This window comes from Paenibacillus ilasis (assembly GCF_043195395.1).
Taxonomy (GTDB): Bacteria; Bacillota; Bacilli; order Paenibacillales; family Paenibacillaceae; genus Paenibacillus_AQ; species Paenibacillus_AQ lautus.
Genome location: NZ_JBHDJG010000001.1, coordinates 3,210,822 through 3,224,281 on the forward strand (window position 1 = coordinate 3,210,822; position 13,460 = coordinate 3,224,281).

The window sequence follows — 13,460 nt, forward strand, 5'->3', positions numbered from 1 at the left end:
GTCCCATCTATATGAAATAGAGAACTCAAGTCATAGCTAATTGACGGCTCATGTCTTGGATTTGGTTAAATATTTCTTCATGCTATGACGCGACATTCGCAGCAAAGCATCCTTTTGACTTCGCCAATGTAAAGGCGCAAAAGTAGACATATAAGGAACCCCCATGGACTGCAGGCTGCATAGATGAAGGCCAATCATAATCATGCCGATAATCATCCCGTACAATCCAAACGACGCTGCTATTCCCATTAGTCCAAATCGCAATATCCGCACCGAGATTCCAATATTGAAGGATGGCAGCGCAAAATTGGCAATCGCTGTCATGGACACAACGATAACCATCGCAGCCGATACGAGACCCGCTTCGACAGCGGCCTGCCCAATAACCAAAGTGCCAACGATGGAAACGGATTGGCCAATCGATTTAGGCAAGCGAATGCCGGCCTCACGCAGAATCTCGAACGTGATCTCCATGATCAGCGCTTCGATAAATGCGGGAAAGGGCACCCCTTCCCGCTGGCCGATTAAGCTGGTCAGCAAGTTGGTCGGCAGCATTTCCTGATGAAACGTGGTAATCGCAATATATAATGAGGGTGTAAGAAGCGCTATTCCGAAGCAAAAGTATCGAAGAAGTCGAACAAGGCTGGCGAAATCCCATCGCTGGTAATAGTCCTCACTCGATTGAAACAGTTGAACGAACAGCGCCGGAACCACCAGCACAAATGGCGTTCCTTCCACAAAAATCGCAATTCGTCCTTCCAGCAAAGCGGATGCAATGACGTCAGGCCGCTCTGAATTATATACCGTCGGAAAAGGGCTGTACCGATGATCCTGAATCATCTCCTCGATATAATTGCTCTCAAGGACGCTGTCCAGCTTGATTCCATCCAATCTTCTGCGCAGCTCATCAAGGACATCGATATCATATAATCCATCCACGTACATCACCGCCACTAGCGTATTGGTGTGCTCGCCTACCGTTCTTTCTTCAATACGAAGCTTAGGGCTTTGAATTCTTCGCCGGACTAGAGCCGTATTCTCGCGGAGTGATTCGGTAAAACCTTCCCTCGGCCCTCTTACTACGGATTGTGAGCTGGCTTCCTCAACTCCGCGCTGCTTCAGCGCTTCAGTACCAACGTACAGTGAGGTTGATGTTCCATCCATGAAAATGATTGTATTCCCGGACAACAATTTCCCTTCCACTTCTTGAAAGGTGTTGGCTTCTCCCACTTTCCCCATTGTGATCGTGAGTTCTTTGAGCATGTTCATGCGTACTTCCGGTGACTGGTTTGGAAATTCAATAAATAGAGGTAAATCTGCATGAATCGCTTCGATTAGCAAGCGGGGATCTCCCATCCCTTCAATATAGACCATCACAGTAGGGATAGCGCCCAAGGTCAACTCCCGGTAGATGATATCTCCGCTCTGCCCGAATCGATTCTTCATATTTTCGATAAATTCCGCTATGGAAACCGGCAATTTTTCTTGTGAAACATGATTGCGCGTGGTTTTATTCGTCATGTAAACGACTCCTCGTTTTTCCCTCATGGCCAGCTTTGCCTTACAAGGAATTCAATGACCTTCATTTATCTTTTCCTCTACTGTTCCCGCAGCTGGATATTATATACTTTTTATACGGACTACTGATTTTCATTCGATATTCAGAATGAACTTTTAAATAACAAATAACGCCTACCGAAGACTCGGGGAGTCCGCAGCAGGCGTTATCTGATCGAAATTTTCTACCACTTTAAAGTATTGTTAATTGTTAATGCGTCTGCCCTTTTGCCTGCAGATACGCTCGCTTGTATTCGGCCGCTTTTTGGGCAATCAAGCCGTAGTCCTGCCGCTTCAAAGCTTCGCTTGTCAGATCGGAGCCAATTCCGACGGCTATCGCCCCGGCCTTGACCCATTCGCCAAGGTTGTCGAGTGAGACACCACCGGTCGGCATGATATTCGCCTGCGGCAGCGGACCCTTGATCGCCTTGATCATGGATGGATCATACAGGTTGCCAGGGAACAGCTTGACAATGTCCGCCCCCAGTTCCAGTGCTTCCTGGATTTCCTTGATTGTCATTACCCCCGGCATGACCGGAATCCGATAGCGGTTGCACAACATCACGGTATCCCTGCTCAGGCACGGCCCAACAACAAACTGGGCACCGCTCAATATCGCAGCACGTGCTGTTTCCGGATCAAGCACTGTACCTACCCCAATGATGGCGTAGGAGGAAGGGTCTTGGGCGTTCCATGAATATTTACGCGATAGCGTTTCAATAGCCCGGAGCGCAAACGGTACGGTCATCGTCACCTCAATCACTTTGATGCCGCCGGCAATCGCCTGCTCGGCCATCTCCACAACCTGCTCCGGCGTATCGCCGCGCAGGACGGCGACCACGCCTTCTTCCGCAATTTTTTGAATCAGCTGCAGTTTCTTCATCTTAACTCCTCTTTTCTATTCGATAACTACACAGAATACAATTCAAACGTACACTCCGCTCCATTTATCGTTCTCGCTGAGCTGCCTGAAGCCATAACCTTCAGATGTAGCCGATCCTCGGTCATCCATCCTGTATACACAACCTCATGCCCGCCGTCTGTTTTGAATTCCGGTCTGTGTTCGGACATCCGCCGCGCAAACGCCGCTAGCTGTCCGATGCCCCTGTGCTCCGCTTCTTGAACGGACACCGCCTCTACGGTAAGACCGATTCCTGCTCCCTGACAAACAACCAAATGATAGCCGGACTGTTCCCTAATATCATAAATAGTCCCGTCACTCAAATGAACGGCAAAATAAACATCATCTACTTTGCCGTACAAAGCTTCTGCCTCATACAACCATTCCCCTTCCGGTAGAACGCCAACAACTTCTCCGCCCCCATCATCAGCTGATTCCGGCAGCGGATAAACCGCAAGCACCACATTTTTGTGGTACAGCACCTCCATCCACTCGCTTTGGTGACGGGGATCGCTTCCAGAAGGATCATATCCCTCTCCCGGGTGAAAAAAATACAGCTGATTGGCCTTGCCGCCGGTGCGGACAGGGAGGCTGAACATCCAGCGCAGCTGCTCGTTGTCGAACTCACGAACCCGCTCCCACAATCCGCCCGCCGCAAAATATGCCGTCACATAAGCATAAGAGTGCAGCTGCCTCATCTCGCCGTCAACCGATTTCATCATAGCCTTGCGCACTTCCGTCGGTTCGCCTCGATTGAGGGCTAGGCGCCGTTTAGCTTCCGGCGCTTCGTGGAACAGAAAACCGGCATACTCCGTGCGCGGCATCTCCTCCGGGAGGCTGAAATCACCGAACTGCACATAGTCGTGAAGCACATTGGCATCCCTCGGCGCATCATGCGGCCATTCCCTGGAGCGGGCTCCTACCCAAGCCCCTTTCAAATAATAGGCCGTGCGCAGGCTCCACAGCTCATCCAACAGTTCATTAAGCTCCCGCTTCAATTCCGGCTCATCCGCTAATTCCAGCGCACAGGTGAACGCCTGTGTCCAATGCCAGAACCACGGCAGGCACCCATACTCAGCCATACCTTCCCGGCGGAGCAGACTCAGAGTATCCCGAAGACTTTGTTTTCCGTCTTCCAGAAGTTCCGTATCGCGAAAGAGCTGGCCGAATATTAACTTGGCCGCTGTATATTTAGCCTCATGATGATTGCATACGGTGAGCGGCTTGCGAAAAAAACCTCCGTGGTAGATGTGTTCCAGCGCAGCCTCAAACTCCGCCGCCAAGCTCTCGCTCATCTCACTTTCAAACTTACGATGGAACAAAACCATCAAGCTCCCCATCAATTCTACCGGCAGCGCATGCGGACTCGCCTCTTCCGGCTTCGGCCCAAGGTTCAGCGGCCAGTGTCCGTACATTGGACTCTTCGCGTCCCTGTTCTGCAGCCGAAGCACACGACCCAGAACCTCCTCTGCCATCCCCTTGCCTTCCTGCCGGTTGAACCGCGGATCATTCTCAAAGTCTACCGAAGCAGCAAACAGATAGGAGGCATAATAGAAGTTATCGCGCACATCCCTATGAAACCACAGCCCGCTGGATTGCAAAGGCTGTCTCCATGCTTGTTCCGCAACGTTCTGGACAATCCGGTTCATTCTATCTTTATAATCGTTCATGTGTTCTCCTTTCCCAATCCGATAGGTAAAGCTGCGTCCCAACATAATGTAAAATTAAAACGAACATAAAGAAACATCATTTGAACCTATATAAACATTAAATACCTAAATGAACAAAAAAGGAAGCTATATTTCAGAACCCATGCCATCATTTATCTTATTTGCAGCAAAAACCCAACCAGAGAGCTTCTCTGGCCGGGCTCGTTGAACTTGGTGAACCGTACGATATCGGTGTCTTTATGGACTATTTGTCTTCTCCGTCCTGTACGAAATTGAGCACAGCTTCGTCCACCGCCGCGGTCTGTCCAAGGTCCGGTTGATCCGACAGTTCTACTTCGCAAGATTCGGGACGGCCATGCAGTTCGAAAAGAACCAGTTCGTTGTTCCCTTTACGCAATAAAGGGCCGGGAATATACAATGCCTTTTGCGGCCCCGCCTTCCAGTACCGGCCGAGATTGAAGCCATTGATCCAGGCAACCCCCTTAGTCCAGCCATCAAAGCGAAGAAACGTATCGCCGATGTCCTCCACCTCAAAGCAGCCGCGGTAAAATCCTGGCAGGCCCGCGTTTACTGACTCCGGCATGGACAGCTCTTCTTGCTCCGCCCGCCCTTCATCCATAACCGGTTTAAAAGAGAGTGAAGCCAGCATTTCTGGCTCCAGCGGCAGGGTCCGGATCGTCCAATCATACAGGAACTGGTTATCGATTCTCACACCTTCCGTGATTCCCTTGGGATCACGGATAAGCGGCCCATAATTGATCCGGCCCATGTTTTCGACGAGAATATCCAGCCTTGCTCCGTTTGCGGGAACGGTAATATCGAGCGGCTCTGAATTCCAACGTTCAATCACGCCGAGCGGCCGACCGTCCAGAAATACCTGGGCACGATCTCGGACCTCCTGGATATGCAGCTGCTGTCCTTGACGCGGTCCCTGAAGAAAGGTGCTGTACAATATAAAGCCATAGGACTGTCCGAATTTTTCCATCGGCTGGATGCATACGCTTTTTATCGGTTCTGAGAGATGCTGTAGATTGGCTTCCGTAAATAGACCGGCCATTTCAGACAAAGCAACCTTTCCGTAGGCTGCCTTAGGAACGGTCTCCGGGAAGACACCACCTGGCGCAAAACCATGCTTGCTGAGGACCGACCGTACCGCCTCATATTTCTCTGTCTTATCCCCCCATTCCGTCAAAGGGGCATCATAATCATAACTTGTCGTTGTTGGCTCATATGCCTGGATGTGATTCGCTCCACTGTAAAAGCCGAAGTTGGTTCCACCATGGAACATATACATATTGATCGAGGAGCCCTTCTGGAGCATTTCATCCAGTACGCCGGCGACATCCGCCGCATCCCGCACATGATGGTCCTCCATCCAGTGATCAAACCAGCCGTTCCAGAATTCCATGACCATCAGCGGCTCTTCCGTTCGATATTCCCGGTATTTGCGGAAGGATTCTTCTACCCTGGAACCGAAATTCACAGTCGCATGCACATCGTCAAGTGACCCGCCTAGCAGCATTTCGTCGGTTGGCCCGTCGGAGGTAAAGAGAAGCACATCAACGCCCCGCCGGACCAGCCCTGCGCGCAAATACTCCAGATAGGCGTGATCGTTGCCATAACTACCGTATTCATTTTCGACCTGCACGGCCAGAATCGGCCCGCCGTTTGTGGACAGCAGAGGAACCAGTCTCGGGATCAGCTCATCGTAATAATGATCCACCTTGCTCAAATAGAGCGGGTCACTGCAACGAAGCTGGACTTCTCCATAACCTAGCAGCCAACCCGGCAAACCTCCAAATTCCCACTCCGCACAGATAAACGGGCTTGGTCTGACAATAACGTGCAGGTCTAATTTCCCGGCTAATTCGATAAACGATACGACGTCGGCCATACCGCTAAAGTTAAATTTCCCTTCTTTGGGTTCGTGCACATTCCAGGCGATATATGTTTCAACGGTATTAAAGCCGCAGGCCTTTAATTTTAATAGCCTGTCCTCCCAATATTCAGGAACGACACGGAAATAGTGAATCGCTCCCGATATAATCCGGTACGGCTGCCGGTTCAACAAGTATTGTCCGTTCTCCCAAGTGAGCATTCCCATTACAGATCCCCTCCACCTCATGTTTAAAACCCCAAATTTATTGCCCGCAGCGATAAACCGCTATATTTTTGATTTTCGGACTTGCTGCATATTGCAGTACCCGTAAACGCACCTTGTCGGCAGATACTGGAGAGAACGCATCGATTTTTTTGTGACCGATCGCGCTGCCGCGTGTAAGCTCAAGCCACTCTCCATCGATGAGGGCTTCCAGCACATATTGACTTACCCGTTCTCCGTAAGCAATGTCCTCCATGACAACAACATGATCGATCACGCATGCTCCAGGAAGGGGGAACTCAACGACCTCACCCGATCCCGAGCTTTCAGCCAGGGCATGTCCAAACCGACGCTCGATCTCTCTGCCAAATGCCAGAAGCCGCTTTACATCGGCTTCCGGGAGCAGCCCTCGATGGTCTGGAGCGACATTGAGCAGCAAGGTCGCCCCATGTCCGACCGATCGATAATAGATTTCCATTAACTGATCAACGGACAACAACAAGTGTTCTTCGTCTGGATGCCAGAACCAGCGGTCTTTGCGAATGGGAACATCACATTCCGCAGGTACCCAGCCGGGCGTCTCCGGCAGCCACTTCAGCGATTCTTCGCTGAACATGCTGCCCCGCGAAGAATCGGCCGTGTTCCAGCAAGGATACGGAGCTACACCATCCTCATTGCCGACCCAACGGATCGTCGGCGCGCCCATATTAAACACCATGGCGCTGGGCTGATACCTTTTAACGAGATCCATGATTCGGGGCCAGTCATATTCGCGGCCTTCCGACCCCGCACCGTCAAACCATATTTCCACCAGCGGACCATAGCCGGTTAAGAGCTCCTCCAATTGTTTGCAGTAAAAGTCATCATATTTCTGCGGGTCGGCATAACATGGCTCATGCCTGTCCCAAGGGGATACATAAATACCGAATCCGATCCCCTCTTCCCGGCAAGCATCTGCGCATTCTTTTACCACATCGCCCAGCCCATCCTTCCACGGGCTCGAGGCTACGGAGTAATCCGTTGTCACCGTCGGCCACAGGCAAAAGCCGTCATGGTGCTTGGCCGTCAATATGAAATAACGGAATCCCGCTTCCTTCGCGGATCGGACCCACTGTTTGGCATCCAGGCGGTCTGGATTAAACAAAGCCGGAGCATCCCTCCCTTCCCCCCATTCCTGGTCACAGAACGTATTGATTCCAAAATGGCAGAACATCCCGAGCTCCATGTCCTGCCAGACTAGCTGCTCTGGGGTCGGCAAAGCCGCAAGATCATCCGTATGCTGCTTCAAATCATCATTCATCTGTATTCACTCCCTCACATGAGTTTTGCTTCAGTATGAAACTTAGATCGAATAGATTAAATGACATGGTTCATTATCTTTTTAAAACAATCTGATAGGTCTCTCCCCCCTCAGCCGCAAACGTATATTGATAACCCAAGCCTGAGCTTAGGCATGTTACAGGTACAGGAACATGCGTGGAATCAAGTATTACAAGCTGCTGCCCGCTAAATAAAACACAATCCCGGAAATTCTCCGAATAAATCTCAGCCGCTTCAAGCTTGCCTTCTTTCCAGCTAATATTTACGGTATAACCGCCCCTAGCACGCAGTCCCTTCACCGAACCACTTGCCCATGAGGACGGCAGAGCAGGAAGCAAACGAACTTCGCCGCCATGGGATTGCAGCAACATCTCCTGGATCGCGGCCGCTCCGCCGAAATTGGCATCAATTTGAAAAGGGGGATGGTCACCGAACAAATTCGGATGTACGGCCTTGACCAGCAGCTCGCGAAGACTGTCATGTGCTTTCTCTCCCTCGCCAAGTCTGGACCAGAAATTCGTGATCCACGCTTGACTCCAACCGGTATGTCCTCCGCCATTCTTCAAGCGCCGTTCCAGCGTTGCCTTGGCAGCCTCTCCTAACTCGGGCATTTGATGAGGGATAATCTGTTCTCCCGGGTGCAGAGCGAATAAATGTGAAATATGGCGATGACCCGGCTCAAACTCTTCATAATCAACAGCCCATTCCATGACCTGTCCGTATCGGCCGATTTGAGGCTGAGGAAGTTTCGCACGCGTACTACTCCATTGTCTACTCCATTCCTCATCCAGCTCCAGAATCTCCGCTGCTTCAATACAGGCGGTAAATAACGCATATAAAATTTGTGAATCCATCGAAGGACCAGAGCATAAGGAACCGATCTGTCCTTTCTCGTTAATATAGCTGTTCTCCGGTGAGAGCGAAGGCGAAGTAACCAAATAGCCGTTCTCATCAAAAACAAGAAAATCAAGAAAGAACAAGGAAGCCTCCTTCAGAACTGGATAAGCCCGTTCACGCAGGAATGACTCTGACAGGCTATAGCGGTAATGCTCCCATAAATGAAGTGCCAGCCATGCCCCGCCCATCGGCCAGAAAATAGCGGGTGTCCATGCTCCAAACAAGCCGCTCTCTGCCCACAGATTTGAAGAAGTGTGGGCCGTAAAACCTCTCGCCCCATACAGAGATTTCGCGGTCTTCCGCCCGTTGATGACCAAACGATCGATAAAATCGAACAAAGGCTCGTGACATTCTGGCAAATTACCTGTCTCGGCAATCCAATAGTTCATCTGCAAATTAATGTTCAGATGATAATCACTCTCCCAGGGTGGCGTGAAACTTTCATTCCAGATTCCCTGCAAATTGGCAGGTAAACTCCCCGGTCTCGAGCTTGCCATCAGTAAATACCGGCCATATTGGTAGAACAACGCCTCAAGCCCAGGATCATTAACCCCTTGCCGATAAAGCTGTAGTCTCTCCGAAGTAGGTTTATCAACAAGTGCATCTTCTGCCTCTGAAGCGCTCTCTTCCGTTACCGGAGTTATCCATGTATCAGCCGCTTCGATTTCCAGACTTACTCGCTCAAATAAAGCGCAATGATCAGCAATATGCGCTTCCAGCAATGAGCCATATGGCAGCAATATAGCGGATTCCACTTGTCGCAGCGCCTCCCGGTAAGGCTCATCACAGCGGAACGATGTTTGAGCGGCGAGCAGCAAAGTAACGACATCCGCAGACTGGATATTGAGGTAATTGCCAACCGTTTGACATTTGCCGCCAATCGTATAAGCATGAAGTACTGCCGCGTAATTAACACCATCCGGCCCACATATGCCCTCCATCGCCAATGTACGTTCATTTTCTCGCTTTATGTTTCCATCGAAGGGTCGCCTGCTTAACCGGGCTGATACATGAATAGCTGCAGGTTCCGATGCGGAAATACGAACGACCAGCACTTGATGAACAGCGCTAGCAAAGACTTCTCGATCATAGAGAATGCCGTTGTCTTCCCAGCTTACGGAAGCAACGCCCGTCCTCAGATTCAGCTCCCGCCTGTAATGATTAACTTCTGACGTGCTGGATTTGAACTGAAGCAGCAGCTCCCCCAACGGTTGGTAAGGTCCAAAGTATTGCGGAGCATTCGTAAAATGTGTAAGCGCCAGCTGCTCCCCCTCTTGCAGCTCCCCACAGCGAAGAAGAGATCTGATATCATCCAGCTTTTCTAACGCCTCTGGATTGTCATGCTGTTTCGGTCCGCCATACCAGACGGAGTCTTCATTCAAACCGATCCGCTCCGTGGAGACACCACCAAATACCATCGCTCCGAGTCTCCCGTTACCGATGGGAAAAGCCTCCGTCCAGAGCTGTGCAGGCCGTCGTTCTACAAGCTTTCTATTATCGTTGATCATCGCTTTGCTCCTATTTTTGAATATCACAATAGAATAAGGGCTGCCTCAGATGTATGATCACTGAAGACAGCCCTTCCAATCCATAGCTAAGCATCAACCTTGCGGTTTTTGTCAAGGCCCGATTATTTAACTAAGCCTTTTTCGTTGATGATCTTCGTTGCTTCGTCAACCATCCATTTCTGCACTTCATCAATCGGCTCATTACTGAGCATGAATTTCGCAAAGCCGTCATCAATGATCTTGGTCAATTCCGAGGTAGCCGTCATCATGACTTTGGCTGCATCCAGATACTGGATATCATCGCTGAACAGCGTATATTTCAAGGAATCCATGTCGTACTTATCCTCTTTACCGGCAACCAGCTTCGTCAGTAATTCTTCGTTATTCGCCTTCTTGTAGCCAGAGAACTCAAGTCTGTTGTCTGAATCGGCTGTTGTCATGAATCTCATAAGCTTGAAAGAAGCTTCCTTGTTGGCGGAATTGGCGCCCATCGCCAGCATGCTGCCGCTCGTGAAGTATTTGCCTTCATACTCTTTAGGTTCCCAGCCAGCAGGAGGCACAGGTACAGGAGCAAAGGCTGTTTTGAAATCATGTGGATATTGCTCTGTGTTGCCTGGATCCGCTATCGTAAAGTTGCCTGTAAGAATCATAGCGGCTTCTTCATTGAAAAATTCAGTACGGTAGTTCAGCTTCGCGGCAAGCACGTCACTGTAAGGTTTGGCCGACTTGTCCGTCTCCTCCATATCTTTGCGGAGCTGGAAGAAATACTTGTAAGTCGGATCGGAGAGAATGGTCGTTCCGTCCTCGTATACGAACGGATCTTTCATCATGGTTTGCGCCGGAGCATTCATATAAAGCTCCCACGTGTGGAAGTAAGACCCATAACGCTTGTCAACGCCTTCGCCCTTGGTCAGCTTTTTGGAGTATTCGCGGTAATCATCCCACGTCCAGCCGAATTTCGGAACTTCAAGTCCCGCTTCATCCAGAGCATCCTTGTTGAGCATCACATAGTTCATGCTCTTGGTGTACTGCATGCCATAATACTTGTCATCTACCTTGGCATTTACGAAGTACTCGTCTTCCGGAACCAGACTTTCTTGCTCATAGAACTCGTTCAGGGGAGCAAGAGCTCCGCGTGTAGCCCGTTCGAGAACTCCGCCCAAGCTTGGGAATTGAATAACGTCGATCGCTTCACCGGAAGAAATCAGGAAATCAAGCTTTTTCAACATTTCCACGGAATCGCCGGGAACCAGAACCACGTGTTCGACCTTGATATTCGGATTCTGGTCCATAAATTCCTGGAGCATGGCGTCCGTACCCGCCTGTTGGGCTTCGTTATCCCAGTTGTAATACTTGACGGTAACCTGCTTGTCCGTCTGACCGTTTCCGGCGTTTTTGCTGTCACCGGTTTCTGATCCGGACTTCCCGCAGCCGCTTAATACCAGGGTGCTCGCCAGGATCGTGCTAAGAATGACGGATAATCTGTGTTTGCTTTTTTTCTTCATCTTACTTCCCCCTGCACAGATAAATTAGTTGTCGTGCTGTTTTCATGTTCATTATAGGCACCAGCAAGGCCGATCAAGTGCAAAATTTTGAGGTTCTAGGATTACATTTTTGACTTTCCGCAAACTTCTGATTTTTGACTTTAGACATAGTATCAACCTTTTACCCCGCCTAAAGCAATGCCGTTTATGACCTGCTTTTGCAAAGCGATGAACACAATGACCAGCGGAATGATCGCCGATACCGCCGCCATCATCATAATGGCATAGTTGTTGGTGTAGTCATCACGGAACAGCGTCATACCCAGCGGAATCGTGTATAAGTCCTTGTCCAGCAGGAAGATCAGCGGATTCTGGTAATCGTTCCAGGTCCAAATGAATTTAATAATCGCTACCGTAGCCAGCACAGGCTTGCACAGCGGAACCATAATGGAAGCAAATGTCCGGAGATGACCCGCTCCGTCAATTCTGGCCGCTTCCAAATATTCATCGCTGATCCCGATCATAAATTGTCGCAGCAGGAACGTGAAATAGATCGAGAACATACTCATGAAAATGATGGCCGCATGCGTATTGTAGAGACCAAACCAGCGAATCAGCAGAAATCGCGGAATCAGCGTCGCCTGATCCGGAATGATCATGAACGAGAGCAAGGCCATAAAGACCAGATTCCGTCCTTTGAATCGAATCTTCGTCAGCGCATAAGCTGCCATGGATGAGATAATCAGCGTGATTAAGGTCGTAATAATCGCTATTTTAAAAGAGTTAAAATAGAAATCATAGAAGGGAACTCTTCCCATCCAGACCATCTTGAAATTGTAGGCCAGATTCACCTTTTCCGGTATCCATTGAATCGGGAATCTCATAACATCCTTCTCATATTTAAAAGCCGCGGAAATCATCCAGATGAGCGGAACGAGAAACACGATGGACAATGCCCCCATGAAAAGGGTGATTACCACTTTGGACATGTTTTTTCGAAGCAGCTGCATGTACATTCCTCTCCCTCCTTATTCTTCATTTCTCATTTTCCAGGTCAGCGCGGTAATCAGACCGATTATCGCGAACAGCAGCCAGGAAATGGCCGAAGCGTATCCCATATTGTAGTATTTAAAGCCTTCCTCATAGATGCGGAATACCAGCACGGTAGAAGAATTGTTCGGGCCGCCTTCCGTTAAAAAGGCAATGATGTCAAACACTTTAAACGAGCCAATCAGCATCGTAATCAACAGGAAGAAGGTCGTCGGACGGAGCATCGGAACCGTGATCGCAAAAAACTTTTTAATTGCACTGGCACCGTCAATATCCGCCGCTTCGTAAATTTCATTCGAAATGTTCGTGAGCCCGGCCATATAGATAATGATCGTGTAACCCAGGCCCGCCCAGGAACTGATAATCGAAATCGCCAAGAGCGACGTTTTCGGATCGACCAGCCATTTCGGCGGACTGCTGATCCCGAGTTCCATCAGAAACTGGTTGATCGGCCCCAGCGATGGGTGGAATAATGCGCTCCACACCGCAGCAACTGCAATGATCGATGAGATATAAGGAATAAAGAATGCAACTTTAAAATAACTCTTGAAGAACACGCTGTTGTGAATCAATACCGAAAGCACCAGAGCGATCGCAATCGGGATCGGCACTGTAAGAACCATATAAATCAAATTGTTCTTTATCGCTTGAATAATGGTCGGATCATGGAACATCTTGATGTAATTATCCAGTCCGGTAAACTCAATACCCTTGACGCCCGACAGCATATCCCAATCGGATAAACTCAAATACAAAGAAAATCCAAGGGCGAATACGTTTAATAGCAGCATCCCGACAATCTCCGGGGCCAGAAACAGCCACCCGATCAAAGCCTCTTTCCGTTTGGGAGTCCAAAACTTCCGCCGGCTCTTGGGCACTGGTTGTTGTACAGCCTCCATGTAGCATCACCTCAACAATTTGTAAGTTGTCATTATAGTAATACATCCGCCATCGGCAAGAAGGAGGGATTAT

The 13,460-nt window shown here is 49.6% G+C and carries 9 protein-coding genes; all 9 read right to left on the reverse strand.

What is annotated here, in order from left to right; translation table 11 throughout:
- Positions 1 to 48: 48 nt before the first annotated feature.
- The gene (locus ACETK5_RS14435) at positions 49 to 1,521 is read right to left on the reverse strand and encodes a spore germination protein (RefSeq protein WP_100536732.1); all 1,473 of its coding nucleotides are present in this window, start codon (positions 1,519 to 1,521) and stop codon (positions 49 to 51) included.
- Between the two features lie 247 nt (positions 1,522 to 1,768).
- Positions 1,769 to 2,440 carry a bifunctional 2-keto-4-hydroxyglutarate aldolase/2-keto-3-deoxy-6-phosphogluconate aldolase gene (locus ACETK5_RS14440; RefSeq protein ID WP_100536731.1) on the reverse strand — a complete coding sequence of 224 codons (672 nt, stop codon included), beginning with the start codon at positions 2,438 to 2,440 and terminating at the stop codon, positions 1,769 to 1,771.
- A 26-nt stretch (positions 2,441 to 2,466) separates the two neighbouring features.
- Positions 2,467 to 4,128, reverse strand: coding sequence for a hypothetical protein (locus tag ACETK5_RS14445; RefSeq protein ID WP_100536730.1), 1,662 nt, complete (start codon positions 4,126 to 4,128; stop codon positions 2,467 to 2,469).
- A gap of 244 nt (positions 4,129 to 4,372) precedes the next feature.
- Entirely contained in the window at positions 4,373 to 6,232 is a 1,860-nt protein-coding gene (locus ACETK5_RS14450; protein ID WP_326112602.1) for a glycoside hydrolase family 35 protein, read from the reverse strand.
- A 37-nt stretch (positions 6,233 to 6,269) separates the two neighbouring features.
- The gene (locus ACETK5_RS14455) at positions 6,270 to 7,529 is read right to left on the reverse strand and encodes an alpha-L-fucosidase (RefSeq protein WP_100536728.1); all 1,260 of its coding nucleotides are present in this window, start codon (positions 7,527 to 7,529) and stop codon (positions 6,270 to 6,272) included.
- A gap of 73 nt (positions 7,530 to 7,602) precedes the next feature.
- Entirely contained in the window at positions 7,603 to 9,954 is a 2,352-nt protein-coding gene (locus ACETK5_RS14460; protein WP_394056405.1) for a glycoside hydrolase family 95 protein, read from the reverse strand.
- Positions 9,955 to 10,076: 122 nt separating this feature from the next.
- The gene (locus ACETK5_RS14465; RefSeq protein ID WP_100536726.1) at positions 10,077 to 11,459 is read right to left on the reverse strand and encodes an ABC transporter substrate-binding protein; all 1,383 of its coding nucleotides are present in this window, start codon (positions 11,457 to 11,459) and stop codon (positions 10,077 to 10,079) included.
- A gap of 152 nt (positions 11,460 to 11,611) precedes the next feature.
- Positions 11,612 to 12,448 carry a carbohydrate ABC transporter permease gene (locus ACETK5_RS14470; protein ID WP_164817335.1) on the reverse strand — a complete coding sequence of 279 codons (837 nt, stop codon included), beginning with the start codon at positions 12,446 to 12,448 and terminating at the stop codon, positions 11,612 to 11,614.
- An 18-nt stretch (positions 12,449 to 12,466) separates the two neighbouring features.
- Positions 12,467 to 13,387, reverse strand: a complete 921-nt coding sequence (locus ACETK5_RS14475) for a carbohydrate ABC transporter permease (protein WP_100536724.1) — start codon at positions 13,385 to 13,387, stop codon at positions 12,467 to 12,469.
- Between the last annotated feature and the right edge of the window lie 73 nt (positions 13,388 to 13,460).